This window comes from Streptosporangium nanhuense (assembly GCF_059358815.1).
The window spans coordinates 202914-229721 of record NZ_JCADBG010000007.1 but is presented as its reverse complement, the minus strand read 5'-3'; the positions used below and the strand labels follow the sequence as shown (position 1 = coordinate 229721).

Annotated in this window: 25 protein-coding genes; 24 read left to right on the top strand and 1 reads right to left on the bottom strand. The window is 70.9% G+C overall.

The window, feature by feature from the left end; all coding sequences use genetic code 11:
* Position 1: 1 nt before the first annotated feature.
* The 5 genes from AC5L38_RS16230 (at position 2) to AC5L38_RS16210 (ending at position 4661) form a co-directional block, all read left to right on the top strand.
* Positions 2-448, top strand: a complete 447-nt coding sequence (locus AC5L38_RS16230) for an SRPBCC family protein (RefSeq protein WP_495243620.1) — start codon at positions 2-4, stop codon at positions 446-448.
* Between the two features lie 66 nt (positions 449-514).
* Positions 515-976 (top strand): anthrone oxygenase family protein, encoded by a 462-nt coding sequence (locus AC5L38_RS16225; RefSeq protein WP_495243619.1) that lies wholly within the window; start codon positions 515-517, stop codon positions 974-976.
* Between the two features lie 15 nt (positions 977-991).
* Positions 992-2848: an acetyl-CoA carboxylase carboxyltransferase subunit alpha gene (locus AC5L38_RS16220; protein WP_495243618.1), complete on the top strand. Its 1857-nt coding sequence runs from the start codon at positions 992-994 to the stop codon at positions 2846-2848.
* A complete protein-coding gene (locus AC5L38_RS16215; protein ID WP_495243617.1) occupies positions 2845-3303 on the top strand; it encodes an acetyl-CoA carboxylase biotin carboxyl carrier protein in 459 nt (152 codons plus the stop codon). The genes AC5L38_RS16220 and AC5L38_RS16215 overlap by 4 nt, the downstream gene beginning before the upstream one ends.
* Positions 3304-3308: 5 nt before the next feature.
* Complete coding sequence (locus AC5L38_RS16210; RefSeq protein WP_495243616.1) at positions 3309-4661, top strand: acetyl-CoA carboxylase biotin carboxylase subunit; 1353 nt, start codon at positions 3309-3311, stop codon at positions 4659-4661.
* Positions 4662-4809: 148 nt separating this feature from the next.
* Here the strand turns inward: AC5L38_RS16210 and AC5L38_RS16205 are convergent, their stop codons facing one another.
* Positions 4810-5202 carry an SCP2 sterol-binding domain-containing protein gene (locus AC5L38_RS16205; protein ID WP_495243615.1) on the bottom strand — a complete coding sequence of 131 codons (393 nt, stop codon included), beginning with the start codon at positions 5200-5202 and terminating at the stop codon, positions 4810-4812.
* A gap of 163 nt (positions 5203-5365) precedes the next feature.
* On the opposite strand from AC5L38_RS16205, the gene AC5L38_RS16200 reads away from it, so the two are divergent.
* The 19 genes from AC5L38_RS16200 to AC5L38_RS16110 all read left to right on the top strand — a co-directional run bounded on the left by AC5L38_RS16200 (position 5366) and on the right by AC5L38_RS16110 (position 26806).
* Positions 5366-7327 (top strand): ArnT family glycosyltransferase, encoded by a 1962-nt coding sequence (locus AC5L38_RS16200; protein ID WP_495243614.1) that lies wholly within the window; start codon positions 5366-5368, stop codon positions 7325-7327.
* Positions 7324-9267 (top strand): glycosyltransferase family 39 protein, encoded by a 1944-nt coding sequence (locus AC5L38_RS16195; RefSeq protein ID WP_495243613.1) that lies wholly within the window; start codon positions 7324-7326, stop codon positions 9265-9267. The genes AC5L38_RS16200 and AC5L38_RS16195 overlap by 4 nt, the downstream gene beginning before the upstream one ends.
* Positions 9268-9396: 129 nt before the next feature.
* Positions 9397-10587, top strand: coding sequence for a sensor histidine kinase (locus AC5L38_RS16190; RefSeq protein WP_495243612.1), 1191 nt, complete (start codon positions 9397-9399; stop codon positions 10585-10587).
* On the top strand, positions 10584-11252 hold the full coding sequence (locus AC5L38_RS16185; protein ID WP_495243611.1) for a response regulator: 669 nt from the start codon (positions 10584-10586) through the stop codon (positions 11250-11252). Before AC5L38_RS16190 ends, AC5L38_RS16185 begins: the two co-directional genes overlap by 4 nt.
* A 104-nt stretch (positions 11253-11356) precedes the next feature.
* On the top strand, positions 11357-12664 hold the full coding sequence (locus AC5L38_RS16180; protein WP_495243610.1) for a cytochrome ubiquinol oxidase subunit I: 1308 nt from the start codon (positions 11357-11359) through the stop codon (positions 12662-12664).
* Entirely contained in the window at positions 12643-13593 is a 951-nt protein-coding gene (locus tag AC5L38_RS16175; RefSeq protein WP_495243609.1) for a cytochrome d ubiquinol oxidase subunit II, read from the top strand. The genes AC5L38_RS16180 and AC5L38_RS16175 overlap by 22 nt, the downstream gene beginning before the upstream one ends.
* A 107-nt stretch (positions 13594-13700) precedes the next feature.
* Positions 13701-14861 (top strand): aminotransferase class I/II-fold pyridoxal phosphate-dependent enzyme, encoded by a 1161-nt coding sequence (locus AC5L38_RS16170; RefSeq protein WP_495243608.1) that lies wholly within the window; start codon positions 13701-13703, stop codon positions 14859-14861.
* A 79-nt stretch (positions 14862-14940) separates the two neighbouring features.
* Positions 14941-16794 carry an asparagine synthase (glutamine-hydrolyzing) gene (gene asnB, locus AC5L38_RS16165; RefSeq protein ID WP_495243607.1) on the top strand — a complete coding sequence of 618 codons (1854 nt, stop codon included), beginning with the start codon at positions 14941-14943 and terminating at the stop codon, positions 16792-16794.
* A 1-nt stretch (position 16795) separates the two neighbouring features.
* Positions 16796-18199, top strand: a complete 1404-nt coding sequence (locus AC5L38_RS16160; RefSeq protein ID WP_495243606.1) for an MFS transporter — start codon at positions 16796-16798, stop codon at positions 18197-18199.
* A 64-nt stretch (positions 18200-18263) separates the two neighbouring features.
* The gene (locus AC5L38_RS16155) at positions 18264-19337 is read left to right on the top strand and encodes a methyltransferase (RefSeq protein ID WP_495243605.1); all 1074 of its coding nucleotides are present in this window, start codon (positions 18264-18266) and stop codon (positions 19335-19337) included.
* A gap of 13 nt (positions 19338-19350) precedes the next feature.
* On the top strand, positions 19351-20103 hold the full coding sequence (locus AC5L38_RS16150) for an SDR family NAD(P)-dependent oxidoreductase (protein WP_495243604.1): 753 nt from the start codon (positions 19351-19353) through the stop codon (positions 20101-20103).
* Positions 20103-20429, top strand: a complete 327-nt coding sequence (locus tag AC5L38_RS16145) for an antibiotic biosynthesis monooxygenase family protein (protein ID WP_495243603.1) — start codon at positions 20103-20105, stop codon at positions 20427-20429. The genes AC5L38_RS16150 and AC5L38_RS16145 overlap by 1 nt, the downstream gene beginning before the upstream one ends.
* Positions 20426-20743, top strand: coding sequence for an antibiotic biosynthesis monooxygenase family protein (locus AC5L38_RS16140; protein WP_495243602.1), 318 nt, complete (start codon positions 20426-20428; stop codon positions 20741-20743). Before AC5L38_RS16145 ends, AC5L38_RS16140 begins: the two co-directional genes overlap by 4 nt.
* A 103-nt stretch (positions 20744-20846) precedes the next feature.
* Entirely contained in the window at positions 20847-21302 is a 456-nt protein-coding gene (locus tag AC5L38_RS16135; protein ID WP_495243601.1) for an anthrone oxygenase family protein, read from the top strand.
* A 41-nt stretch (positions 21303-21343) separates the two neighbouring features.
* Positions 21344-22261 carry a hypothetical protein gene (locus AC5L38_RS16130; protein ID WP_495243600.1) on the top strand — a complete coding sequence of 306 codons (918 nt, stop codon included), beginning with the start codon at positions 21344-21346 and terminating at the stop codon, positions 22259-22261.
* 227 nt (positions 22262-22488) lie between these two features.
* Positions 22489-23868, top strand: coding sequence for an AMP-binding protein (locus AC5L38_RS16125; RefSeq protein WP_495243599.1), 1380 nt, complete (start codon positions 22489-22491; stop codon positions 23866-23868).
* Positions 23869-24153: 285 nt separating this feature from the next.
* Positions 24154-24867, top strand: a complete 714-nt coding sequence (locus AC5L38_RS16120; RefSeq protein ID WP_495243598.1) for an ABC transporter ATP-binding protein — start codon at positions 24154-24156, stop codon at positions 24865-24867.
* A complete protein-coding gene (locus AC5L38_RS16115; protein WP_495243597.1) occupies positions 24867-25589 on the top strand; it encodes an ABC transporter permease in 723 nt (240 codons plus the stop codon). Before AC5L38_RS16120 ends, AC5L38_RS16115 begins: the two co-directional genes overlap by 1 nt.
* Positions 25586-26806 carry a sensor histidine kinase gene (locus AC5L38_RS16110; protein ID WP_495243596.1) on the top strand — a complete coding sequence of 407 codons (1221 nt, stop codon included), beginning with the start codon at positions 25586-25588 and terminating at the stop codon, positions 26804-26806. Before AC5L38_RS16115 ends, AC5L38_RS16110 begins: the two co-directional genes overlap by 4 nt.
* Positions 26807-26808: the final 2 nt, after the last annotated feature.

Genomic DNA, 26808 nt, shown 5'->3' with positions numbered 1-26808 from the left:
GGTGGCCGGCCACACGGACAACTCGGTGATCATCTCGGCCCCTCTCGAGACCGTCTGGGAGATCACCAACGACATCGAGTCATGGCCGCGGCTGTTCACCGAGTACGCCTCGGCCGAGATCCTGGAGCGGGACGGGAACACCGTACGGTTCCGGCTGGCCACCCACCCGGACGAGGACGGGAAGGTGTACAGCTGGGTCTCCGAGCGCACCCCCGACCCCGAGACCCGGGTGGTGCTGGCCAGGCGGGTGGAGACCGGGCCGTTCCTGCAGTACATGAACCTGCGCTGGGAGTACGAGGAGGTGCCCGAGGGCACCCGGCTGCGCTGGATCCAGGAGTTCGAGGTACGCCCGGACGCGCCGGTCGACAACGCCGGCGCCGAGGAGCACCTCAACCGGCAGACCGCGACGGAGATGAGCCACATCAAGGCGGTCATCGAACAACGGTAGGTATCTCGTCCCCCTCCCCCGGCGCGGTGGGAGGGGGACGGGGAGGCGAAGGATGGGAAGGACGAAATGATCGCGGTGTTGGTGCCGTTGGCACTGCTCTGCTCAGGGCTCGCGGCCGGCGGACTGATGGTGTCCGCGCTCGGCGGGGCCCCGCTCCTGCTGGCGCTGCCGACCAACGAGTACGTGCCCGTGCACCAGTTCCTCGTCCGGCGCTTCGACCCCTTCATGCCACTGTGCCTGTGCGGCGCGCTCGTCCTGGACGTCGTGCTGGCCGTCGTGGCACCGGCCGGGACGCCACCCGTGCTGTTCGGCCTGGCGGCCGCGCTCTACGTGGCGACCGTGGCCGTCTCGGTGCTGAAGAACGTCCCGATCAACAAGTGGATCTACAGCCTGGATCCGCGCGAGCTGCCCGACGACTGGGAGCGGCTCGACCCTCGGGTTCGCTGGCGCAACTGGAACCTGGTCCGCACCTCCCTCGCCATGGTGGGGCTGGTGCTCAACGTGGTCGCGGTCGGATTCCTGGTCTGAGAGGGAAGTCCTGCGATGACGAAACGAGATCAGGTGGAGCGGTTCTGCAGACGGGTCGCGATGAGCGGGGTGTGGAAGCCGCTCTCGCTGATGGCTTTCTGCACCTACCCCTTCGCTCCCGTCGAACTGAGCCAGTGGCTGTTCGAAGACCACTCGTCGGCCGACCGGCAGGACCACAAAGGAAAGGGAAGAAAAGGAGATCCCAGCATGACCGTGATCACTGATAGTGCGGCGGGAGCGGAGAGTGCCTGGGGCACCTGCGGCCGTTGCAAGAACCTGATCTACAGCCGCCGGTTCCAGCGGGATCTCCAGGTGTGCGCGGACTGCGGGCACCACGAGCGGCTCACCGCCGACGAACGCCTGGACATGTTGCTCGACCCCGGTTCGCGGGTGCCGCTGGGCGTCTCGCCGCCGCCGGCCGACCCGCTGGAGTTCGCCGACGCGAAGCCGTACCTGACCCGGCTCGCCGAGGCACGCGAGCGGACCGGCCTGGACGAGGCGGTGGTGTGCGCCCGCGGGACCATCGAGGGGCGGGAGCTGGTCGTCGCGGCCATGGACTTCCGGTTCATGGGCGGCAGCCTCGGCTCGGCCGTGGGCGACCTGATCGTCCAGGCCGCGGAGGCGGCCCTGGCCGACCGCGTGCCGCTGCTGCTGGTGACCGCCTCCGGAGGCGCGCGGATGCAGGAGGGCGTACTGGCCCTCATGCAGATGGCCAAGACCAGCCAGGCACTGGCGGCGCTGGACGAGGCGGGCGTCCTGACGCTCACCCTGGTGACGGATCCGACGTTCGGCGGGGTCGCGGCGTCGTTCGCCACCCTGACGGACATCGTGATCGCCGAGCCCGGCGCGCGCATGGGCTTCGCCGGGGCGCGGGTGATCGAGCAGACCATCCGCCAGCGGCTGCCCAAGGGCTTCCAGACCGCCGAGTTCCTTCTCCGTCACGGCCTGATCGACATGGTCAGGCCCAGGGCGGCGCTGCGCTCGACCATCGGCAGGCTGCTCGCGGCGCAGGGTGAGGGCCCGCCCCCCGCCCCCCGGGAGGAGGTCGTCATCACCGACCCCGCGCTGCTGCCCGCGGGCGGCGACGCGTGGGCCACGGTGCAGATCGCCCGGAACATCGACAGGCCCACCGCCCTCGACTACATCAGCCACATGACGGACTGGTTCGAGGAACTGCACGGGGACCGGGCGTTCGGCGACTGCCGCGCGGTCATCGGCGGCCTGGCCCACCTCGACGGCGCCCCCGTCGTGGTCATCGGGCACCAGAAGGGCCACACCACCAGGGAGCTGGCCGAGCGCAACTTCGCCATGCCCTCGCCCGAGGGGTACCGCAAGTGCGCCAGGATCATGCGCCTGGCCGCCAAGCTCGGGCTCCCGGTCATCACGCTCATCGACACCCCCGGCGCCTATCCGGGACTGGAGGCCGAGGAGCGCGGCCAGGCCATCGCGATCGCCGAGAACCTGCGGCTGATGTCCGGCCTGCCGGTCCCCGTGGTCGCCGTGGTGACGGGAGAGGGAGGCAGCGGCGGCGCGCTCGCCCTCGGCGTCGCCAACCGGGTGCTCTCCTTCGAGAACTCCGTCTACTCGGTCATCAGCCCCGAAGGATGCGCCGCGATCCTGTGGAACGACGCCGCCGCCGCGAGCGTCGCCGCCGAGGCGCTCCGCCCGTGCGCGCGCGACCTGCTGCGGCTGGCGATCGTCGACGGGGTGATCCCCGAACCCGAGGGCGGCACCCAGGCCGACCACGTAAGAGCCGCCGAACTCCTGCAGGCCGCGCTCTCCGGCGCACTGCGCGACCTGGCCGAGACGCCCCCGGCCGAGCTCGTGCGCGACCGCAGGCGGCGCTTCCACCGATTCGGAGGTGCGGCGTGAACCAGCAGTCGGACACACTCGAAGCCATCATCGGAGCCCTCGACCGGCTCAAATCCGGCAAGAACGGGATACGCCGGGTGAGCATCGGCGTGGGCGACACGACGATCGAGGTGGAGTGGGACAAGCCCCGCGCCGCCGGCGACACGCTGTCGTACACCTCGGCCGAGCTCCTGCCCGAGGCGGCGCCGGAGATCCCCGACGACGCCCACCACGTCTGCTCCCCCATGCTGGGGACCTTCTACCACGCGCCCGAACCCGGCGCGGCTCCGTTCATCAGCGTCGGGGACATGGTCGAGGTGGGACAGCAGGTCGGCATCCTCGAGGCGATGAAGCTGATGAACCGCGTCGACTCCGACGTCTCGGGGCGGGTAACGGAGATCTGCGTCCCCAACGGCACCCACGTCGAGTACGGCGAACGGCTCGTCGTCGTCACCACCGATCCGCCCGAGGAATGATGCCGATGTTCACCTCCGTTCTCATCGCCAACCGCGGGGAGATAGCCCTGCGGGTGGCCCGTACCTGCCGTGAGCTCGGCCTGCGGACGGTGGCCGTGTACTCGTCGGCCGACCGCGACTCCAGCGTCGTGCGCTTCGCCGACGAGGCCGTCCACATCGGGCCGGCCAGCCCGCGCCGGAGCTACTCCAACATCCCCGCCATCATCGAGGCCGCCCTGCGCTCGGGGGCGGAGGCGGTGCATCCGGGCTACGGGTTCCTGTCGGAGGACCCCGACTTCGCCGAGGTGTGCGCCGCCAACGGGCTCACCTTCATCGGGCCCAGCCCCGAGGTGATGTCGAGGCTGGGGGACAAGGCCCGCGCCCGCAAGATCATGGCGGACGCCGGGCTCCCGGTGCTGCCCGGCACCTCCGAGCCGGTGGCGACCGTGACGGAGGCCCGTGAGGCGGCGGACGCCATGGGCTACCCGGTGATCATCAAGGCCGCGGCCGGCGGCGGCGGGCGCGGCATGCGGGTGGCCACCGGGCCTCGCGACTTCTCCGTGGCGTACAAGACCACCAGGGCCGACGCGCAGGCCGTCTTCGGCGACGGGCGCGTCTACCTGGAGCGCTACCTGGAGGTCGCGCGGCACGTGGAGGTGCAGGTCCTCGCCGACCGGTACGGGAACACCATCCACCTCGGGGAGCGTGACTGCTCCGTGCAGCGCAGGCACCAGAAGCTCATCGAGGAGACCCCCGCCCCGGACCTGCTGCCCGGCCTGGCGGAGCAGATGGGCGAGCTGGCGGTCCGCGGCGCCCGCGCCGTCGGCTACGAGGGAGTGGGCACCTTCGAGTTCCTCGTCGACGCGGCGGGCCGCTGCTACTTCATGGAGATCAACTGCCGGATCCAGGTCGAGCACCCCGTGACCGAGATGGTGACCGGCGTGGACCTCGTCCGGGAGCAGATCCTCGTGGCGGCCGGACAGCCCCTCGAACTGCGCCAGGAGGACGTGGTGCCGCGCGGGGTGGCCATCGAGTGCCGCATCAACGCGGAGGACCCCGACCGCGACTTCGCCCCCGCGCCCGGGGAGATCGCCGAGCTCATGCTGCCCGGTGGCCCGTTCACGCGGGTGGACACCCACGTCTACCAGGGCTGCCGGGTGAGCTCCGACTACGACTCGCTGCTGATGAAGCAGCTGGTCTGGGCGCCGAACAGGGAGCAGGCCATCGCGCGCATGGAGCGGGCGCTGGGCGAGCTCCGGCTGGCCGGGCCGGGCCTGCGTACCACCCGGCGGTTCCTGTGCGACGTGCTCGCCCACCCGCTGTTCGTCAAGGGCGGGCACTCGACCGCGCTGGTGCAGCAGATGCAGGAGGAAACCTGAGAACGGGCCCGGACGACCCTGACGACCCGGCCGGCGCGGCCGGGTCGTCAGGGTCGTCAAGGTCGTCCGGGTCGTCCGGGTCGTCAAGGTCGTCCGGGCGTCAACGAGAACGGGTGAGCGCGGAGGTTTCCGCGCTCACCCGGTCACGTCATTCGGCGCCGAACCACTCGCCCCACCGCATGGCCAGGAACAGGTCCCCGCTCACGGTCAGCTTCCCCGACGCGAAGGCGTCGGGCCCGTCCAGCTTGCCGGTCGCCAGATCCAGGAAGTCCGCCAGCGACAGCGAGAGCGTGACCCCCGGCTCCGGTTCCGACCCGGCCGACGCGTTGCACTTCCCGTCCTCGACGATGACGAGCCGGGAGATCGGCCCCGTCGCGGTCTCGATGAGGAACCGGAACACCCCGCCCTCCCCGTGGGTCCGCTCGGGCTCGAAGCCCTCGCACAGACGGGTGAAGACGTCGTCGACCACCTTCTCGGGGTCGGTGATCTCCTCCGGGGACAACTCTTGAAGATCGGCGAACCGCTGGTCACCGTCGGCCATGTCTCCTCCTCAGATCTCGGTCCTTCGCATCCTCACCGGACACGCTCAAGCCGTCCTCGACGAACGCTGGGGGCGGCCTTGAGCCGTTCTCAAGTCTCCGTCGAGGTATGCGCCCCAAATTGGGCGAGCGCACCCGCAGCGGGCATCCGAAAAGGGACCGGTGATGACCATGGCCGACGCCGCCACAGCACTCGATCTTCGCCAAGCCAGGGAGAGGCCGCCGGAGCCGCGCGGCACGCGCGCCTACGGTGCCGCGGTCGCCGTCGTGACCGTGCTCGCCGCCGTGACCTATCTCTGGGGCATCGGCGAGCGCCCCAGCGCGATCCAGGCGTACTACGCGGCCGCGGTGCGGACCATGTCCGAGAGCTGGTCCGCGTTCTGGTGGGGCGGCCTGGACCCGGCCGGCTTCATGAGTGTGGACAAGGTGCCGGGCGGGCTGTGGCTCCAGGCGCTCTCCGTCCGGTTGTTCGGCCACGGCGACCTGGCGCAGCTCCTGCCCCAGGCCCTGGTGATGGCCGGCTGCGTGCCGCTGACGTATCTGGCGGTCCGCCGGTGGGCGGGACCGGCCGCGGGCCTGGTGGCGGCCGTCGTGCTGGCCACCACGCCGGTGTGGACGGTGCTGGCCAGGATCAACGCCCCCGACGTCTACCTCATGATCTGCCTGCTGGCCGCCGCCTACTGCGCGGCGGGAGCGCTGCGCGACGGCAGGGGCCGGGGGGTGGTGCTGGCCGGGCTCTGGATAGGCCTGGCCTTCCAGGCGAAGATGGTGCAGGCGCTGATCCTGCTGGTCGTGCTGGTCGCCGTCCACCTGGCCTGCGCCCCCCGGGACCTGCGCGTCCGCCTCGCGCACGCCGCGGGCGCCGCGGGCGCCACCCTGGCGGTGTGCCTGGTCTGGCCGCTCACCGTGGCCCTCACCCCCTCGGGCTCGCGCCCGTACCTGGACGGCAGCGCCACCGACTCCGTCTGGGAGATGCTCGTCCTGTACAACGGCGTGGGGAGGGTCCTCACCGCCGGGCGGACGGGCACCGATCCGGCACCGCTCACCGGGGGCGGCGCCGCCGGGCCGCTGCGATTGTTCAATCCCGAGCACGTGACGCAGATCGGGTGGCTCCTGCCCGCCGCGCTCATCGCGCTGGCCGCCGGGCTGTTCCTGACACGGCGCGCGGTCCGCACCGACCCGGACAGGGCCGGCTGGCTGCTGTGGGGCGGCTGGCTCCTCGCGTACGGCGTCGCGATCAGCTTCGCCACCGGCGTGCACCCCTACTACTCCAGCAGCCTCGCCCCGGCCGTGGCGGCACTGACCGGAGCGGGCGCGGTGACCGCCGTGCGGCTGTGGCAGAGGCCGTCCGGGGCGAGCAGCCGCCTCCTTCTCCCGCTGCTGATCGGGGTCACGACGCTGTGGGCGGTGTTCCTCCTGCGCGCCGCGCCGACCGCGCCGTTCTGGCTGGCCGCGGCCATCGGCACGGCGGGCGCCGCCGCCCTGTTCCTGCTCGTGGTCTCCCGGCTCAGCGAGTTCGGCGGCGAGCCGATCAACCTGCTCGGCATCGCGATCGCCGGGGTCGCGGCCCTGATGGGCCCCGTCGTCTGGTCGGTCGCCACCCTCGACCGCCCCACCTCCGAGGTGGGGGCGTTCTTCGCGATGATCGAACCGGTCGCCGGCCCGTCGGACTACGAGGCCAAGGCCTCCGCGATGCTCAAGGTGAACCGGCCCCTGCGCCCCGAGGAGCTGAGGAGGGCGGAGGCGGCGCTGCTGCCCGCCATCCCGCGCGCGGACCCGGCCCTCCACGACTACCTGGAGCGGCAGCGCGGCGGGGAGCGCTACCTGATGGCGACGACCGGAGCGGAACTGGCCGCGCCGTACATCGCCCGCTACGGCAGCGCCGTCCTGCCGATGGGCGGCTTCACGGGCGGCGGACCCCAGCCGGGCGTGCGGGACCTGGCCGGGCTGGTCGGCCGCGGAGAGGTCAGGTTCGTGCTCGCCGGAGGCTACGGCGGCCAGAGCGGCATGAACCGCGCCCGCCTGGAGTGGGTGCGCGCCTCATGCGAGCAGGTCGACCCCTCGGCGTACCAGGCGACCCGCAACCCGCAAGCACCGGTGTTGTACGACTGCGATGGAGTGTCATGAGCCTCACCACCCCCACCACGGAGTCGGCGGGACCCGCCGATCCGGACACGACCGACATCCGGCCCGAGCGCCGGCCCAGGACGGGATACGCCCTGGCCGCGATCACCGTGGCCGCCTTCGCCCTGTACGCCTTCGGCCTGCCCTCCAACGCGGTCAGCGGCTACTACTCCGCGGCGACCTTCAGCATGACGCAGAGCTGGAGCAACTTCCTGTTCGGCGCCTTCGACCCGGCGGGATTCGTCACCATCGACAAGCCGCCCGCGGGCATCTGGCCGCAGGCGATCTCCGTACTGATCTTCGGTCACCACACCTGGGCCCTGCTGCTGCCGCAGATCCTGGCCGCCACCGCCACCGTGCCGCTGCTGTTCGCCACGGTCCGGCGGTGGGCGGGCGACGGGGCGGGGCTGATCGCCGCCGCGGTGATGGCGGCCACGCCCGCGGTCGTGGTGTCGGTGCGCCTCAACCTGCCCGACGCCTTCCTGGTGCTCGCGCTGGTCGGCGCGGCCTGGGCGGCCTCGCGCATGCTGCGGGAGGACCGGTGGCGCTGGGCCGTCACCATCGCCCTCCTGGTGGGGTACGCCTTCAACGCCAAGCTGGTGCAGGGCCTGGTGGTGCTCGCGCCGCTGCTCCTGGTCCACCTGGCCTGCGGGCCCGGGAGTGCGGTGCGGCGGCTGCTGAGGGCCACCGCGACCGGGGTGATGGCCCTGGCCGTGGCCTCCACGTGGCTGGTCGTCGCGGCGCTGACCCCGTCCCGGCCGTACATCGACGGGAGCACCGACGACTCGGGCTGGCAGATGACGTTCGTCTACAACCTGCTGGGCCGGGTGAACGAGGCGGGCGGCGGCGTCTTCCCGCCCGTGCTGCCCGACGGGCGGCCGATCCCCCTCGACCACGGGGGGCTCGCCGGCCCGTTCAGGCTCCTCAACGACCAGGTGGCCGACCAGGTCTCCTGGCTGCTGCCGTTCGCCGTGATCGGCCTGGTGGCGGGCCTGGTGGTCACGCGCGGGCGGGACCGGCGGGACCCGGAGCGCGCCGGATGGCTGATCTGGGGCGGATGGCTGCTCACCTACGGCGCCGTCGTCAGCCTCGCGGAGAGCATCCACCCGTACTACACCTCCGTGCTCGCGCCCGCGATCGGCGCGCTCACCGGAGCCGGCGCGGTGACCATGGTGAGGGCCTGGCGCCGCCGCGACCGCGTGGAGTGGGCGCTGCCGCTCGCCGTGGTGGCCACCGGAGTGCTGGGCGCGGTCATCGTGGGGCGCGCGCTGTCGTTCGCCCCCGCCCTGGCCGCCGTTCCCGCGGTGGGCACGGTCCTCGGCTGCGCCGCGCTGCTCGCCGGGCGCGGGCTCCCGGCGGCCCGGCGCCTGCGGCGGACCCTCGCGGGGTTCGCGGCGGTCCTCGTGCTGGCGCCGCCGGCGCTGTGGTCGCTCTCGGCGCTCTACCCGCCACCCAACGCGCTGGCCGCCTTCTTCATGACGTTCGACCCCGCGGCCGGCCCGCCGCCCGTACGTGAAGCCGGGCCAGAACCGGACAAAACGCAGGAGCCGGAGGGACTTCCGGCTACGGTGGACCAGTGGATGATGGTAGGCGCGGATCCCAAACTGGTGGCCTATGTCAAGGCGAGGTCATCCGGGCAGGAGTACGACCTGGCGACCACGGCGACCACCGCCGCGGCTCCGTACATCACCGAACACCGGATGCGGGTCCTGGCCATGGGCGGGTTCGCCGGCACGACTCCCGCGCTCACCGCCGACGGGCTGGCCGGGCTGGTGCGCGAGGGCCGGTTGCGGTTCGTGCTCATCGGCGGCTTCGCCTACAACAGCCCGACCGCGCTGGAACGCAAGGAGTGGGTGGTGGCCAACTGCCGCCGCGTCCCCTCCGCCGACCACACCGACGACCCGCTGACCGCCAAGGCATCCGCTCTCTTCGACTGCGCGTGACCGCTTTCTCACAACGAGGCGAGTACGCGGGTGGGTGAAGATTCTCCGCCCCGATCCGCGCCAAATGACGTAGTACCCGCCCGCCTGGAGGTGACGCGGCCGAGGGCCTTACCAGCCTATGGTCACGCTATGTCCCTACGAGCCCTCCGAACGCTACTGCGAAGTGTCCCGCCCAGCCTGCTGGACGGGACACTCGTCGTCCTCGTCATCATCGCCACGACAACGATGATCAGCGTGTCGTCCGAGCCGGGTGCCAGGACCCCGGACCCGCTGGCTTACGCCATCGGCGTGGGGATGGGCCTGGTCCTCTTCGCCCGCCGCTCCTGGCCGCTGCCGGTCCTGGTGGCCACGTGCGCGCTGGTGCTGGTGTACCACTCCCTGGCCTACCCGAGCCTGTCCATCGCGATCGTGCTGGGCGTGGCCACGTACACGGCCGCGGAGCGCGGATACTTCGGCTGGGCGGCGACGGTCGTGGGCGCACTCAGCGGCTACAGCGTCGGCTACCGCGCGATCATCCTCCAGGACCCGGTGCTCAGCCTCCTCGTCCAGAAGGCGGCGCTGCAGACGGCGCTCCTGGCGGCCGTGCTCTTCCTCGGCGAGGCGGCGCGGAGCAGGCAGGCGCTCGCGGAGGAGGTGCGCGAGCGGTTGCGCCGCGCCGAGGAGGACCAGGAGGCGGAGTCGGAGCGCCGCACCGAGGCCGAGCGGCTGCGGATCGCCAGGGAGCTCCACGACGTGATCGCTCACACCGTCACCGTGATCCAGGTGCAGGCCGAGGTGGCCCACGAGCTGTTCGAGGAGAAGCCGGAGCAGAGCCGGCAGGCGGTGGAGGTGATCCGCAGGGCGAGCGTCGAGGCGATGAGCGAGCTGCGGTCGACGATCAGCCTGCTGCGCCACATCGACCCCGGTAAGGAGCCCCGCTCCCCCGTGCCCCGCCTGTCGAGCGTGCGGGACCTCATCACGATGGCGGAACGGGCGGAACTCCACGTGGGATGGGGCACTCACGGAGAGGCTTACGATCTTCCTGCGGCGGTCGACGCGAGCGCCTACCGCATCATCCAGGAGTCGGTGACGAACGTGATCCGGCACTCGGAGGCGACCATGGTCAAGATCACCGTCTCCTACGAGCCGTCGGGCATCTTCATCGAGGTGGTCGACAACGGCAGGGGGTCGGGAGTGCCCAAGGGAGGACTTCCCGGTCACGGCCTGGTCGGGATGCGGGAGCGCGTCACCGCGCTCGGCGGGCACCTGGCGGCGGGTCCCGCTCCCGTCAAGGGATTCCGCGTCCACGCCTGGCTGCCCACGGAGGAGAAACACCAGTGAGCACACGCGTCGTCCTGGTGGACGACCAGACGCTAGTACGTGCCGGTTTCCGCGCGCTCCTCGAACGCGACCCCGGCATCGTCGTCGTCGGGGAGGCGGCCGACGGGCACGAGGCCATCGAGATGGCGCGCAAGAAGCGGCCCGACATCATGCTCATGGACATCCGCATGCCGTCGCTGGACGGCATCGAGGCGACCCGCGCCATCGTGGGCGACACCGCGCTGGAGAACGTGCGGATCATCGTTCTCACCACCTTCGAGGTCGACGAGTACATCTTCGACGCGCTGCGGGCGGGGGCCAGCGGTTTCCTCCTCAAGGACACCGACCCCGACGACCTGCGCAAGGCCGTCCACCTCGTGGCCAGAGGGGAGGCGCTGCTCTCCCCCAGCATCACGCGCCGTCTCATCGAGGGTTTCGTAACCGGGGAGCGCACTCACCGGCTCGACAACACACCTCTGGGAGTATTGACAGAACGCGAAAAGGAGATCATGGCGCTCGTCGGCGAGGGTTTGTCCAACGACGAGATCTCCCGGCGCATCTTCATCAGCCCGGCCACGGTAAAGACCCATGTGGGCCGCGCCCTGCTCAAGCTGGGGGCGCGGGACCGCGCGCAGCTCGTGGTGATCGCCTATGAGACGGGTCTGGTCGTTCCCGGCGCACGGTGAGCAAACCGGGTATCGCGCGAGGAGCCGGATACGTCCAACGGCGCTTCCCGGCGCTCCCACGGGATGACGCCCAACATGTAATCACGCCTCTAGCGTGAGAAACCATGGAACCACTCGATCTGGCAAGACTTGAGTTCGCGTTAACGACGAGTTTGCACTTCCTCTTCGTCGCGCTGACCCTCGGTCTCGCGCCCGTGATCCTGTACATGCAGGCCAGGTGGGTGTTCGGCGGCAAACCCGTGTACGAGCGGATGACCCGCTTCTGGGGGCAGATCTATCTCGTCAACTACGCGCTCGGTATCTTCACCGGCCTCGTGATGGAGTTCCAGTTCGGGCTCAACTGGAGCGGCCTCGCGAAGCTGACGGGGGACGTCTTCGGTGCCTCCATCGCGTTGGAGACACTGATCGCGTTCTTCCTGGAGTCCACCTTCCTCGGACTGTGGATCTTCGGATGGCACCGTCTCCACCGGGTACTGCACCTCGCCGTCTTCGGCGTCGTCACGCTGACGGCCTACGCCTCGGCGTTCTTCATCATGGTGTCGAACTCCTTCATGCAGCACCCCGTCGGGTACGAGAGGACCGGGGAGGGCATACAGATGGGCGACTACGGGGCGCTGGTGAGCAACCCCGCCCTGACGGTGACCCTGGCCCACCTGCTGCCGGCCGTGCTCTGCGTCGGGGCGTTCTTCGTGGCCGGCGTCAGCGCCTACCACTTCGTCCGGCGCACGCAGGACGTCGACCTCTTCCGCCGCTCGATGCGCATGGGCCTGGTGGTGGCGGCCGTGACCGCGCCGCTGGTCATGTTCAACGGCATCGCGCAGTTCCCGGTGATCGGCGGCTTCCAGCCCGCCAAGACGGCACTGACCAGCGGCAGCGCGGAGGAGCTCGCCAAGGCCCAGAAACTGCTGGAGGCCCAGTTCGGGCCCGGCGACCTCACCCCGCCCACGTGGATCTACGAGGTCAGCCAGGTCATGGTCTACATCGGCCAGATACTGGCGCTGCTCTCCCTGGTCCTGCTGCCCCTGATGATCTGGCGCTGGAGCGTCCGCCTTCGGCCGCTGCTGTACGTGATGGTGTTCCTCATCCCGCTCCCGTTCGTCGCCGTCATCTGCGGGTGGGTGGTCCGCGAGGTGGGCCGCCAGCCCTGGATCGTCTACGGCCTGCTGAAGACCGAGGACGCGCTCAGCGACATCGGGACGGTGGCCATCACCGGCTCGCTCGTCGGGTTCACCGCGGTCCTGCTCTTCCTGGCCATCGTCGACTACTCGCTCATCGCCCACTTCGTCCGGCGCGGTCCCGGTGAGGACGCGCTCATGCTCGGCGCCAAGACCCTGCCCGCACAGGACACCGGCACCACCACCAACCTGTCGACGGAGCGGGAGGAAACGTCATGGACGTCATCTGGTTACTGATCCTGGGATTCATCCTGGTCGGCTACTTCGCGCTGGAGGGTTTCGTCCTCGGCGCGGGGCTGCTGCTGGGAAGGTACGGCACGCGAGACGACACCGACGTCTCCGTGGCCGCTTTCGCACCGTTCGTGTTGGCCAACGAGGTGTGGCTGGTCGCCGTGGCAGGCGTGTTGATGGGGGCGTTCCCGCTCCTGGAAGGAGAGATCATCTCGGGGCTCTACCCGTTCGTGGTCGTCGGGCTCGTCGGATGGATCATCCGTGACGCGGGGCTGTGGTTCAGGCTCCGCCGTGCGGGTGGCGGCTGGCGGCGCCTGTGGGCGAAGGCGATCGTCGCCGGCAGCGGGATACTGACCGCCGCGTGGGGCTTCGCCATCGGCAACCTGCTCGTCGGCCTGCCCGAGCTGCCGCTGTCGGCCGGGACGCTCTTCGCCCCCTACGCGGTGCTGTGGGCGGTGACCCTGCCCGCCCTGATCGCGGTGCACGGCACGGTGTTCCTGGCCTACCGCCTGCCCGACCGTCTCCGGCCCGACATCCAGCGGCTCGGGGGCAAGGTGACCAAGCTCGCCCTCACGCTGACCGCCGTGGCGACCGGCGGCGGCGTCGCGGTGGCCCTCGTCACCCAGGGGATCGGCAGCGTCCTGGCGATGCTTCCCCTCTTCGGCACGGTGGCGGTGCTGTGGTGGATCCACTCCCGCCCGTTCGACGGAAGCGGCCGGGCCTTCGCGCTCAGCGCCGTGGCGACGAGCATCCCGGTCTTCACGGCCGGGCTGGTCGTCGCACCCGACCTGCTGGCGCACGCGGCGAGCGGTAAGGCCCTCGCGGTCCTTACCGCATACGGGATCGCCGCGCTCGTCTTCGTCGTCGCCGTACAGGCATGGGCCTGGCGGCTGTTCGGCGGGCGCGTCAAGCAGGATGTTCCATCCTTTTTCTAACGGGGCAACCGTTTCTCTCTGGCGAGAACTCCATGAATGACATGGAGCAGTAAGTGACAACGCAGTAAGCCGTCCTGAAGCGGCGGATTCTTCCGCAGGAGAATCACATGATTGATCACGATCTGACCACTGCCGAACAACTCGTTCAACGTCACGACAATGCCACCACCGCGTTCGAGGACATCGAACAGGCCGCACAGAGGTTTCCGAAGGTGTTGCACCACGACGCCGGAGGCGACAGGGAGATCACCGTCTGGTACAGCGAGGACTGCCTGGCCATGGCCTACCACCCGGTGGTCCTCAGCGCGGTGAAGGGCACGTTGTGCGGCGACTGGCCGTACGCCCACCACGACCACGGCCAGCTGGAGCACGAGATGGCGCGCCTCCACGAGAAGGAGGCCGCGCTGTTCTTCGCCTCGCGCTCCAGCGCCAACGACGCGGCCCTGAGCGTGCTCAGCCGCGTCCTGCCCGACACCGCGTTCCTCGCCGAGGAGCTCAGCGACGAGTCGATCTTCCAGGGGATCCGGCACAGCGGCGCCGAGCGGCTCGTCTTCCACCGCGACCGGCCGGCTCACCTGGAGAGCACGCTGAGCCGGATCGGCCCGGAGCGGGCGAAGGTCGTGGTGGTGGAGTCGATCCCCTCCCGGGGCGGGGGGATCGCCCCGATCACGGAGATCTGCCGCATCGCCAAACGGCACGACGCGCTGATCTACCTCGACGAGTCGCGCGCGGTGGGTACCTACGGCGCGCAGGGCGGCGGCGTGGCCGCCGGACTCGGCCTGACCGAGCAGATCGACCTGGTCGTCGGCTCCTTCGAGTACGGGTTCGGCGCGGTGGGCAGTTACATCGCCGGGTCGGCGGCCTTCGTCACGGCCGTCCGCGCCTTCGCCTCGCCCATCATCTTCACCACCTCCATACCGCCCGCCGTGGTGGCCGGGACGCTGGCGAGCGTGCGGCACCTTCGCACCTCCAACACCGAACGGCAGCTGCTCGCCGAGCGGTCGGGCTACCTCAGGCACCTGCTGCGCCAGGCGGCCGTACCCACCACCGGCGTCGACAACCACATGATCTCCGTGGCCATCGGCGAGCGGGAGCGGTGCCATCGGATCGCCGACGAGCTCCTGGAGCAGCACGACATCCTGGTGCGGCCGACGACCGACCAGCTCCAGATGACCCCGACCCCGAGGCACTCCCCAGGGGACGTCGAGCACCTCGTCGACACCCTCGACAGGCTCTGGGACCGCCACCAGCTGCCCCGCGCGACCTGACCCGGGCTCCAGCGGCACTACAGCACGCTTCGAGCAGTCCAGGCGACGATCATCCCAGGACCTTGTCTGGGAGGGTGACATGTCGGGACTGACCGGCTGGGTGGACTACGAGCGCGACCTGCGCGACAACAGCTCCACAGTACTTTGGGCAACGGGCACGCTGGCCTGCCGCGGCCCCGACGCGGAGGGCCTGTGGACGGGCGCGCACGCCGCTCTCGGGTGCCGCACGCTCAACACGCTCGACGGAGACCGGGGCGGCCCCGTCCAGGTGTCCGAGAACGGCAGGCTGCTGGCGGTGGTCGCGCACACGGGAACGGTGCTCAACCACCGGGAACTGCGGCGCGAACTCACCGCCCGCGGCCACCGGTTCACGACGGAAGGCGACGGGGAGGTCCTGGCCAGGGCCTACCTGGAGTGGGGCGAGGGTTTCTGCGAGCACGTCATCGGCCCCTTCGCGGCGGCCGTGTGGGACGAACGCGAGCAGACCCTCGTCCTGGCGCGTGACCGCATGGGCGTGCAGCCCATGTTCTACGCGGCACTGCCCACGGGAGTGGTGTTCGGCTCGACGATCACCTCGGTGCTCGCCCACCCGCTGGTCTCGCCCGTCGTCGACGCCGACGGCATGCGCGAGGTGCTGTCCTACGCGGGCACGCCGGGCACCACCGCCTTCCGCCACGTGCGGAAGGTCAGGGGCGGCCACCTGCTGCGGGCCGGCCGCGCCGGCGTGGAGTCGGTCCGCTACTGGGGCCTGGAGACCGCCGAGCACGAGGACGACCTGGAGGGGACCGTCGCGCGGGTGCGCGAGCTGCTGGAGGAGAGCGTCCGCTGGCACCTCACCGGGGACGTGCCGATCTCCACGATGCTCTCCGGAGGGCTCGACTCCAGCGCGGTCACCGCGCTGGTCGCGACGGAGCTGAAGCGGCGCGGCGCGGGCCCGGTGCGCACCTTCTCGGTGGGCTTCGCCGGGCACGCCGACCGCTTCAAGCCCGACGACCAGAGGTCGGCGCCCGACGCCCCCTACGTGGCCGAGGTGGTCGCGGCCCTGGGGGCGGAGCACACGGACGTCGTGGTCGACGCCGCCGACCTGATCGACCCCGTCGTGCGGGCGGCCGTCCTGCGGGCCAAGGAGGTGCCCACCCCGTTCGGGGACATGAACACCTCCGCCTACCTGCTGGCGCGCGCGGCGCGCGAGCACTCCCGGATCACCCTGCTGGGCGAGGGCTCGGACCTGATCTTCCAGGGCACCTCGTGGCAGCACGACCCGGTGACGGCCCGGTCGGGCACCTTCCCCTGGATCGCCGTCGGACAGCTGCGCGGGCACCCGGCCGGGCTGGGCTGTGGCCTGCTCGACCCCGGCCTGCTCGGCCGGCTCGACCCCGCGGGCTACGCGCGCGACCGGTTCGCCGAGGCCGTGGCCGAGGTCAAGCACCTCCCGGGCGCGAGCCCGGACGAGCGGCTGATGCGGGAGCTGTGCTACGCGAACATGACCCGCTTCGCCGAGAACCAGAACAACCACGTCGAGGCCGTCGGCCAGTCCCTGGGCATCGAGGTGCGCATCCCGTACTGGCACCACGACCTCGTCCAGTACGTCTACAACACCTCCTGGGCCATGCAGACGCACGACGGCCGGGAGAAGAGCCTCCTGCGCTCCGCCGTCGCGGACATCGTGCCCCAGTCGGTGTTGCAGCGGCCGAAGTCGCCGTTCCCGGTGACGCAGGACACCGCCTACGACAAGGCGCTGCGCGACGAGCTGAACGAGCTGGTCGAGGACAGGGACGCGCCGGCCAGGGCCCTGATGGACGTCGGCGCGGCGCAGAAGCTCCTCAGCGATCCACAGGGGCTGGCGCAAGGCTGGCTGAGCAGGACGAACGTCGAGATGCTGCTGCAGCTCAACGCGTGGCTGCGCAACCACAGCGTGCGGCTGGCCTTCTGACATGGCGGAGATGGCTCCCGACTCCCGCAGATGGCTCGCCCTGATCGTGGCCTCCATGGCGGTCTTCATGGACTTCCTGGACGTCACCATCGTCGGCGTCGCCCTTCCCTCCATCCGGCGCGAACTGGGCGCGAGCGACGCCGAGCTCCAGTGGGTCGTCGCCGCCTACGCCCTCGCCTTCGCCGTGCTGCTGGTCACGGGCGGCAGGCTCGGCGACCTGTACGGCCGGCGCCTCGTGTTCGTCACCGGCGTGACCGGCTTCACCCTCGCCTCCCTGGTGTGCGCGCTGGCCCCGACCGCGGGCCTGCTCGTCACCGGACGCGCCCTCCAGGGCGCGATGGCGGCGATCATGGTGCCGCAGGTGCTGTCGATGGCCCAGGTGCTCTTCAAACCCCAGGAACGGGCCGTCGCCATCGGCGTGTACGGCAGCATCATCAGCCTGGCCACGGTCAGCGGGCCGCTGCTCGGCGGCCTGCTCGTGGGGTCGTCCTGGCGCCTGATCTTCTGGATCAACCTGCCCGTCGGCGTGCTCACCGTCGTGTGCGCGATGGTGCTGATCCGCGAGTCCAAGGCGGAGCGCTCCCTCAACCTGGACCTGACGGGCATGAGCCTGGTGAGCGTGGGCCTGCTCGTGCTGATGCTCCCGCTGGTCCAGGGGAGCTCTCTCGGGCCGTGGCCCCTGAGGGCCCTGCTCGTGGCCGCGGGGGTGGCCATCCTCCTCGGGTTCGCCGGCCACCAGCGGCGCGTCGCCGCGACGGGAAAGGCACCGCTGGTCCCCCCCGACCTGTTCTCCTTCCGCACCTTCCGCCTGGGCCTGGTCGTCAACATGCTGCTCTACTGCGGCGTCGGCGCCTTCTTCCTGGCCCTCATGATCCACCTCCAGCAGGGCCTGAACATGTCGGCGATGGCCTCCGGCCTCGTCGCGCTGCCCTGGCCGCTGGGGATCCTGCTCTCCAGGCCGCTGGTGAAGTACGAGCGCAGGTTCGGCTCGACGATGCTGCGGGCCGGCCCGCTGCTGCTGTCCGGCGGCATGGCGGCGCAGTACGCGGCCCTGTCCATGGGGGCGTCCCCGTGGTGGCTCCTGCCCGGCCTGCTGGTCGGAGGGGTCGGGATGGGCCTGATGGGCCCGCTGCTGCTGCACACGGCGCTGGACGGCGTCCCCAGGCACTCCGCCGGGGCGGCGTCCGGCCTCCTCAACACCGTCGCGCAGGTCGGCACCGCCCTCGGTGTCGCGCTGCTCGGCGGGCTGTTCTTCGCGATCCTGGCCGGCGGGCCGGGAGAGACGGCGCCGGCGATGGCCGCCGCCTACTGGTACGAGATCGCGCTCTACCTGGTGACCTCGGTGCTGGTGTGGCGTCTGTCCACTCCCGCCCCGGCCCCGGTCGCCGTCTCCAGCGCTTCTTGAGCCCATGTCGAGATCCCGTCGCCAGACTCACGGTGCGACGCCCCCGAGGAAGGAAGACAGATCGATGACGACCGCTTATGACACCTGGGCCGCGGTAGGCCCCACTCGCAAGTACGAGCAGTGGGTCGGACACGACAGGCTGCTCTACCTGACCTTCGGAGCACGTATCACCCAGGTGGTCTACACCCTGGCCAAGGTGAACGTGGCGGACACGCTCAAGGACGGGCCCCTGACGGCCCCCGAGATCGCCGAGGCGACCGGGACCGACCCGCACGCGCTGCTCCAGGTGCTGCGGGCGTCCGCGGCGGTGGGCCTGTTCGAGGAGCAGCCCGGTGGGAAGTTCGCCCTGACCACGGTCTCCCACACGCTCCGCACCGACGTCGAGGACAGCCTGCGCGACCTCATCCTCTTCCAGGGCGACGAGCTCCTCTGGCAGCCGCTGGCCCACCTCGACCACACCGTCCTCACGGGACGGCCGTCCTTCGAGCACGTGTACAACCGGCCGTTCTACGAGCACCTGGCCGCGGACAAGGGAGCGGCCGAGCGCTTCGAGAAGGCGATGGTCCAGCGCAGCGAGCTGATGAAGGACCTGTTCTCGGACCTCGACTTCACGCCGTACCCGGTGATCGCCGACCTCGGCGGCGGGCGCGGGCACTTCCTCGCGCGGGTGCTGCAGCGTACCCCCGGCAGCAAGGGCATCCTGTTCGACCGCGCACCGGTGATCGAGGAGGCCAAGCTCCTGCTCGACGAGTACGGCGTCGCCGACCGCACGGAGCTGGTCTCCGGCAGCTTCTTCGACGGCGGGCTCCCGGACAACGCCGACGCCTACATCATGGAGGCGGTCCTGCACGAGTGGCGCGACGAGGACGCCATCGCGCTCCTGCGCCAGGTACGGGACGCGATCGGCGACCGGCCGGAGGCTCGCGTGTTCATCCTGGACAAGCTGCTCACCGGGAAGCTCAACGCCTTCGACTACGGCAAGCTCCTCTGCCTCGACATGCTCGTCCACACCGGCGGTCGCGACCGTGCCCTGGAGGACTGGCTGCACGTGATCAGCGAGGGCGGCTTCGAGATCGACGGCGAGCCGCCGTCGCCCGACCGTTCACCGTGGGTCGCCTTCGTCTGCCGGCCCAAGTAGCGAGGAGAGCATCGTGGATCTGGAACTGAGAGGCAAGACCGCACTGGTGACCGGCGGTTCCCGGGGCATCGGCAAGGGCATCGTGCTGGCCCTGGCCAGGGCCGGCGTGCACGTCGTCACCTGTTACCGCAACGAGGGCGAGGCCGTGGAGAGCCTGGCCCTCGAACTGAAGGAGATCGGCACCCCGTTCCTGCTCGTCAAGGCGGACGTCTCCGTCGAGGAGGAGGTCCGGCACCTGATCGACGAGTGCAGGAGGGAGTTCGACGGCTCCCTCGACCTGCTCGTCCACAACGCGGGGACCATCAGCCACGTGCCGTTCGACAAGCTGGGGCTGGACGAGTGGCGGAAGGTGCTCGACACCAACCTCACCGCGGGCTACCTGCTGGCCCACCTGGCCCTGCCCCTGCTGTCCGCCGGGTCGTCGCTGGTCATGATCGGATCGCGGGTGGCGTCCGTCGGCATCCCGCAGCGCGCGCACTACACCGCCGCCAAGGCGGGCCTGATCGGGTTGAACCGGTCGCTCGCCAAGGAGCTCGGCCCGCGCGGCATCCGGTGCAACGTGATCGCGCCCGGCCTGATCGAGACCGAGGCGGCCGCCAAGCTCTCCGACGAGGAGCGCAAGGTGTACGAGCAGCGCTACCGCAGCATCATCTCGATGGGCAAGTTCGGCCGTCCGGTGGACATCGCCAGGGTCGTGCTGTTCCTGGCCAGCGACCTGTCCGGCTACGTGCACGGAGAGACCATCAACGTGGACGGAGGGATCTGATGCCGCGGAACCAGGCATTCCGCATCATGCTGAAGCTGCAGATCATCGCGGGCCGGGAGAAGGAGTTCGAGGAGACCTGGCTCAGCGTGGGCGACGTGATCACCTCCCAGCCCGCCAACCTCAGCCAGTGGCTGCTGCGCAGCGCCGACGAGGACAGCGTCTACTACATCGTCAGCGACTGGACCGACGAGCCGTCGTTCAGGGAGTTCGAGCGGAGCGCGGAGCACGTCGAGCACCGCCAGCGGCTCCACCCCTACCGGACCGGCGGCTCCATGACGACGATGCACGTGGTCCACCAGCTGGCGGGCAAGGGGGCCACGTCGTGAGCGACCGGGGCACCGCCCGCGTCATCATCTACTACCGGGCCCCCTCCGGGGACGCCTCGGCCATCGAGAACGCCTACCACGAGATCAGCGCCGACCTGGCGTCGACCGAGGGGTTGCTCCGCAACGAGCTGCTGCGCGACAGGGACGAGCCCGACAGTTTCCTCGTACTCAGCGAGTGGGAGAGTCTCGACACCTTCAAAGCGTGGGAGCAGGGTGCCCACCACCGCGGCACCACCTCCCCGCTCCGCAAATACCAGGATCGGGATCGAGGTCACCGGCACTACGGGATCTACGAGGTCGTGGCCGTGTACTGAGCGCACGGCCACGGATCGAGCCCTCCCTCGCGTGCCCCCGGCGGGGGAGGGCTCCTTCCAACACGACCGGTCACTGTCGACAACCGGCATCCAGGGAACGCATATGGTGATCGAACTTCTGGCAGTTCTCGTCACGGTGGAGAGCGGCATCGTCGCCGGCGTCTTCTTCGCCGTGGCGGTGAGCGTGATCCCGGCGCTGGCGGGCATGCCCGCCGGGAGATACATAGAGTCGCACAGGGCTCTCGGCGAGGGCTACCACCCCATCATGCCGATCATCGTGAACTCGGGCACGGTGGCGGCGGTGGCGCTGATCTTCCTCGCCCCCTCGGCATCGGCGCGCTGGCTCTTCGTGGCCATGACGGTCCTGCTCCTCGCCGTACAGGGGGTCTCACACCTGTGCAACGTCCCGATCAACCGTCGCGCGAAGATGGTCGACCCGAACGCCGTACCCGATGACTGGGACGACCCCCGGGCCCTGTGGCGGAACTGGCACCTCCTGCGCACCGCGCTCGCCTTCGCCCTCCTCGTGGTGAGCACCTTCTCCCTCGTCACCCTCTGACTCTCTCGTCACACCCTCTGATCAGCTCCGAAGGAGTCCTCATGCCCTCCATCTCCCGACGTCGCCTGCTGGGGGCCGGGCCCCTCGCCCTGGCGACCTCCCTGACCGTCGCCGCCGCGGGCCGCCCCGCGGCGGCGGACGCGAACCTGGCCGCGAAGGCGGACGTGAAACTGGTCGTGGACGAGACGACGGGCATCACCGTGCTGGGGTCGCCCAAGCCGCGTGCCGGATTCGTCACGTTCAAGGCGTCGACCCCGCCGTCGGGAGTGAAACGCCTGCGGGACCTGACACTGCTGCGGATGCGCAAGGGCGTGACGATCGAGAAGTACGTCGCGCACATCCGCATGGCCTTCAACCCGGACGAGGCCACCCGCAAGGCGGGACTGCACGGAGTGTTCACGCTGGCGCACGCCTACGGCGGGGCCGTGCTGAGCGCCACCTCGGAGCTCACGTTCACCGCGCGCCTGAAGGCCGGGACCCATTACCTCCTCGACTTCGAGGACGCGGCGCACCCGGAGTTCCTGAGCAGGATCCGCCGGCTGGAGGTGGGCAGCGGCCGCCGCACCTCCCGTCCCCCGCTGCCCGACGACGTCGTGACGATCTACGAGCAGGACGGGGTCGGCCGGTACCTGAGCCCGCCCCGCCTCCGGCAGGGCGGCCACATCCTGGTGTCCAACCACACGTCGCAACCGCAGGAAATGCTGGTCGTGGCGGTCCGTCCCGGCACCAAGGAGGCCGATCTGGCCGCGTACTACGAGGCGCTCAAGCGAGGCGAGAAGCCGGAGTCGCCGTACGTCAGGGGACCGATCGGCATGGCGCCGCTGAGCCCCGGCGAGTCGACGATCATCCGTCCGGGCGTACCCGCCGGCGAGTACGCGCTGGCCTCCTTCCTCAGCGACGCGGACACCATGCGCTCCACCGCCTGGGAGGGCACGTGGAAGCTGGTCCGCGTCCGCTGACGCCGCGTTTCGCGATCGCCCCGGCCGGACGGCTCCGCGGCCCGGAGCCCCGGTAGGGGGATCGAACGGCGGCGTTCCGCCTCGCCGCCCGTCGAGGCGCACCCGCCGGCCGGGCGGGCATCGGGACCGGGCATGCGGCCCGGAGTCGGTTCCGGTGCCCGCCCGGCCCTGACTCCGGCCGGTCCCCGTCGTGAGTGCAGGAACGTGCAGGAACAGGAGGGGGTCGCATGAACGCGCTCGTCCCGGCAGGGGTGCGGACACTGGGCGAGATGTTCGTCCACGCGTCGGAGGCGCACCCCGGTCAGGTCGTCGGCAGCTTCTTCCCCGGCGACCGCCTGACCTTCCACGAGCTGGTCCGCGACGGCCGCTTCGCGGCCGGGCGGCTGCGATCCCTCGGTGTGAGGCCCGCCACGCCGGTGGCCGTTCTCCTGCGGTCGCCGGTGAACTTCCTCCGGGTCACCGGCGCCGTCGCGCTCGCGGGCGCGGTGATGGTCCCCCTCGCCGTCTCCACCGGGTTCACCAAGGCGTTCCTGTCCCGGATGCGGCACGTGCTGGTCGACAGCGGCGCGCGGTTCGCCGTCATCGACGACCCCTACGCCGAGCCTCTCGCCGAGCTGATGCCCCGCCTGCGGGTCGTGCCGCTCTCCCGGCTCGTCGGCCCGTACGCCCACGCGTTCGGCGACAGCGACAGCGGCGACGGCAGCGGCGGAGTCCTGGAGCCGCCGCAGGCCGGGGGCGACGACCTCGCGCTGATCCAGTACACCTCCGGCAGCACCTCGGCGCCCCGCGGCGTCGCGCTGACCCATCGCAACGTGCTGGCCGGCCTGCGCGCCATCCAGTGCGGGGTCGACGCGCGAGCCGGCGACGTGACCTGCCACTGGCTGCCGCTCTCCCACGACATGGGGCTGTTCCCCACGCTGGCGGCGGTCGGCGGCGGCATCTCGGTCCACGTGTCCACGCCGCAGGACTTCATCAGGCGGCCGGACGACTGGCTGCGCTGGTTCTGCGACCTGCGCGCCACCGTCTACCTGGGCCCTGCCTTCGGCTACGACCACCTGCTCGACTCCGTCCCCCCCGAGGACGTGCCCGGCTTCGACCTGTCCTCGGTGCGGGTGATGCTCAACGGCGCCAAGCCGATCCCCCCCGAGCTGATCGACGCCTTCCAGGAGCGCTTCGCGCCCGCCGGGCTCGACCCCCGCGCCATGACCCCGTGCTACGGCCTGGCCGAGGCCACCCTCGCGGTCACCTTCACCCCCGTCGGGCAGGGGGCCCGGATCGACTGGGTCGATCGCGACCTGCTCGACGACGAGGGGTGGGCCAAGCCCGCCGACCGGGGCGCCCTCGCGGCGCGCGGCGTCGTGAGTTGCGGTGTACCCGTGCCCGGCGTCGAGGTGCGGATCGTCAGGGACGGCGTCGAGGTGGGCGAGAGGGTCGTCGGCGACATCGAGGTCAGGGGCGAGCCGGTGACGCGCGGCTACCACGGGCAGGCGCCCCTTCCCGCCGGAGGCTGGTGCCCCACGGAGGACCGCGGCTACCTGGCCGGCTCGGCGCTGCACATCACGGGGCGGCGCAAGGAAACGATCACTCTCGGCGGGCGCAGCTACTAGCCAAAGGACGTCCCGGACGTCCGTCCCCGTTCGAGCGGAGGCGTCGCGGCGGTGCGGGTCAGGGTCCATCGCATGGACGCCCCCTCGCCCGCGGAGCTCCGGCACCGACCGCCCCGGGAGCGCCGGTGGCGGCGACGGGCGCTTCTCCTCGGCACCGCCACGGCGATCCGTACCCGGTCGGCGGCCCGGGCCGCCGGCTCCACGGGGAGGGCCCCGGGCAGGACGTCGGCCCCATCAACCGTTCGGTGGATTACGGAGATCCGGCGGAGCGGGGATTCTCGACACATGGCAGTCATCGAGATCAAAGACCTGCGGAAGAGCTACCGGAAGTACAAGGCGCTGGACGGCGTCACCCTGGCGGTCGAGCGAGGTGAGATCTTCGGCATCCTCGGCCCCAACGGGGCGGGCAAGACCACCGTGGTGGAGTGCGCGTCCGGGCTGCGCACGCCCGACGGCGGCACCCTGCGCGTGCTCGGCATGGACCCGCGGACCCACCGGCGTGAGCTGCTCCAGTGCGTCGGCACCCAGCTGCAGGAAGCCGCCCTGCCCGACGCCATCAAGGTCGGCGAGGCGCTCCGGATGTACGCCTCCCTCTACGACAGCCCCGCCGACTGGCGCGCCCTGATGGAGGAATGGGGGCTGGCCGAGAAGAGGGGCACCCGCTTCGCGGGCCTGTCCGGCGGCTGGAAGCAGCGCCTGTTCATCGCGCTGGCCCTCGTCGGCAACCCCGAGATCGTCTTCCTCGACGAGCTGACCACCGGCCTGGACCCCGCCGCCCGACGGCTGACCTGGAGCCTGATCCGCGACATGCGCGACCGCGGCGTCACCGTCGTGCTGGTCACCCACTTCATGGACGAGGTGGAGGCCCTCTGCGACCGCATCGCGGTCATCGACCAGGGACGTGTCGTGCACCAGGGGACCTCCGGCGAGCTCCTCAGGAGGGGCCGATCCGGCTCCCTCGACGACGCCTACTTCGCACTCATCGAGAGGACCGTGTGATGAGAGGTCTCGGCAACGTCATCGCGATCGAACTCAAACTGGCCATGCGCGACCCGATGTCCGCCTTCTTCGCGCTCGCCTTCCCCGCGGTCATCCTGTGGGTGAAGATGCGCAACGGCGGCACGCTGCCCAGCGGGCTGCCCATCATCGACGCCGTCGTCCCCATGCTCAGCGTCTTCGTCATCGGCCTGGCCTCCCTGGTCATCCTCCCGGCGACGCTGGCCCAGTACCGCGAACGCCGGGTGCTCAAACGGCTGCGCGCCACACCGGCCTCCCCCACCATGATCTTCGGCGCCCAGTGGGTCGCGCACATGCTGCTGGCCGTGCTCGGCACCGCTCTGCTCGCCGTCATCGGCCTGGCCGCCTACGGCATGGGCGGGCCGGCCGACCCCGCCGGCGTCGTCCTCGCCTGGGTCCTCGGCGCCCTCAGCCTCGGTTCCATAGGGTTGCTCATCGGCGCCCTGGTGCCCAGCGGCCGCGCCGCCACGGTGATCGGCCTGGCCGTCTTCTTCCCCATGGTCTTCGTCTCCGGTGCCATGAGCGCCCGCGAGACACTGCCGGAGTCGATGCGCTCCATCGGTGACCTCACCCCCATGGCCCCCGCCGTCCAGGCCGTCCGGGCCGGGTGGGAAGGCCACCCCGCCTCCCCGCTCACCCTCGCCGTCATGGCAGCGATCTTCATCGTCGCCGGCGGGGTCGCGCTGAAGGCGTTCCGCTGGTGAGGTGGACCGAGTTCGACGTCTCGCGGTGGGAGCGCGCCTGGCCCACCCTCTCGTACCTCTTCCTCCTGCTCCCGACGGTCTTCGCCCTGCTGGAGGAGTGGAGGCCGGAGGTACTGGCCCTGGCGGCGGTGACCTGCGCCTGGCAGTGGTTCATGGTCTCCTCGCGATTCGCCCGGATCGAGCGGCCGGCGGTGGCGATCGTCTACTTCGTCGTGATGCTCGCCCTCGTCGCGGTGCTGATCAGGCTCGACTCGCTGTTCGCGGTGGCCGGCCCGGGCGCGTTCATCCAGGCCTTCACCCTGCTGCGCGGCTGGACGGCCTACCTGGGGGTCGCCGCCACGGCCGCCGTGCTGATCGGTGTCCGCCCCGATCCCCGGCCGCCGGACGAGCTGATCTTCTCCTTCCTGGTCACCGTCCTGGTCGCCTCGACCGTCGGCCTGTTCGTCCAGACCATCTCCAAGCAGAACCGGCAGCGCAAGGAGATGATCGAGCAGCTGGAGGCCACCGGCACCAGGCTGGCCGCGATGGCGGAGGAGAATTCGAACCTGCAGTCGCAGCTGCTGACCCGGGCCCGCGAGGCGGGCGTGCTCAGCGAGCGCCAGCGGATGGCGAGGGAGATCCACGACACGATCGCCCAGGGGCTGGCCGCCATCCTCACCCAGCTCGAAGTCGCCGAGAACGTCATCGACGACGCCCCCGCCGCCCGCTCCAGACTGAACACCGTGCGCACGCTGGCCAGGGAGAGCCTCAACGAGGCCCGCCGGTCGGTTCTGGCGATGCGCCCCGCTCCGCTGGAGGAGGCCCAGCTCGCGACCGCCCTCGAGGACGTCGCGGCCGCGTGGTCGCGGACGTCCGGCGTGCCGGTTCCGGTGTCGGTCACCGGCGAGGCCAGGCCGCTGCACACCGAGGTGGAGATGACCCTGCTGCGGGTGGCCCAGGAGGCCCTGGCCAACGTCGGCAAGCACGCCTCCGCCAGCAGGGTCGCCGTCACCCTGTCCTACATGGAGGATGTGGTGGTGCTCGACGTACGCGACGACGGATCCGGGTTCGACCCGCGGACGGTGGAACCGTCGATCGCGGGCGGATTCGGGCTCATCGCGATGCGCCAACGGGTCACCCGGCTGGCCGGAGACTTCGAGATCGAGACCGCTCCCGGGCAGGGAACGGGCGTCTCCGCCACGGTGCCCGCCATCACCGCCGACCCTGGAAACGCGTGAGC

What these genes read in the sequence shown, in the direction of transcription:
- AC5L38_RS16115 (WP_495243597.1), top strand. Translation starts at nt 24,867, where the DNA reads ATGAGAGGTCTCGGCAACGTCATCGCGATCGAACTCAAACTGGCCATG.
- AC5L38_RS16125 (WP_495243599.1), top strand. Translation starts at nt 22,489, where the DNA reads ATGAACGCGCTCGTCCCGGCAGGGGTGCGGACACTGGGCGAGATGTTC.
- AC5L38_RS16210 (WP_495243616.1), top strand. Translation starts at nt 3,309, where the DNA reads ATGTTCACCTCCGTTCTCATCGCCAACCGCGGGGAGATAGCCCTGCGG.
- asnB (WP_495243607.1), top strand. Translation starts at nt 14,941, where the DNA reads ATGTCGGGACTGACCGGCTGGGTGGACTACGAGCGCGACCTGCGCGAC.
- AC5L38_RS16145 (WP_495243603.1), top strand. Translation starts at nt 20,103, where the DNA reads ATGCCGCGGAACCAGGCATTCCGCATCATGCTGAAGCTGCAGATCATC.
- AC5L38_RS16180 (WP_495243610.1), top strand. Translation starts at nt 11,357, where the DNA reads ATGGAACCACTCGATCTGGCAAGACTTGAGTTCGCGTTAACGACGAGT.
- AC5L38_RS16130 (WP_495243600.1), top strand. Translation starts at nt 21,344, where the DNA reads ATGCCCTCCATCTCCCGACGTCGCCTGCTGGGGGCCGGGCCCCTCGCC.
- AC5L38_RS16220 (WP_495243618.1), top strand. Translation starts at nt 992, where the DNA reads ATGACGAAACGAGATCAGGTGGAGCGGTTCTGCAGACGGGTCGCGATG.
- AC5L38_RS16195 (WP_495243613.1), top strand. Translation starts at nt 7,324, where the DNA reads ATGAGCCTCACCACCCCCACCACGGAGTCGGCGGGACCCGCCGATCCG.
- AC5L38_RS16135 (WP_495243601.1), top strand. Translation starts at nt 20,847, where the DNA reads ATGGTGATCGAACTTCTGGCAGTTCTCGTCACGGTGGAGAGCGGCATC.
- AC5L38_RS16170 (WP_495243608.1), top strand. Translation starts at nt 13,701, where the DNA reads ATGATTGATCACGATCTGACCACTGCCGAACAACTCGTTCAACGTCAC.
- AC5L38_RS16205 (WP_495243615.1), bottom strand. Translation starts at nt 5,202, where the DNA reads ATGGCCGACGGTGACCAGCGGTTCGCCGATCTTCAAGAGTTGTCCCCG.
- AC5L38_RS16155 (WP_495243605.1), top strand. Translation starts at nt 18,264, where the DNA reads ATGACGACCGCTTATGACACCTGGGCCGCGGTAGGCCCCACTCGCAAG.
- AC5L38_RS16175 (WP_495243609.1), top strand. Translation starts at nt 12,643, where the DNA reads ATGGACGTCATCTGGTTACTGATCCTGGGATTCATCCTGGTCGGCTAC.
- AC5L38_RS16160 (WP_495243606.1), top strand. Translation starts at nt 16,796, where the DNA reads ATGGCGGAGATGGCTCCCGACTCCCGCAGATGGCTCGCCCTGATCGTG.
- AC5L38_RS16200 (WP_495243614.1), top strand. Translation starts at nt 5,366, where the DNA reads ATGACCATGGCCGACGCCGCCACAGCACTCGATCTTCGCCAAGCCAGG.
- AC5L38_RS16225 (WP_495243619.1), top strand. Translation starts at nt 515, where the DNA reads ATGATCGCGGTGTTGGTGCCGTTGGCACTGCTCTGCTCAGGGCTCGCG.
- AC5L38_RS16190 (WP_495243612.1), top strand. Translation starts at nt 9,397, where the DNA reads ATGTCCCTACGAGCCCTCCGAACGCTACTGCGAAGTGTCCCGCCCAGC.
- AC5L38_RS16120 (WP_495243598.1), top strand. Translation starts at nt 24,154, where the DNA reads ATGGCAGTCATCGAGATCAAAGACCTGCGGAAGAGCTACCGGAAGTAC.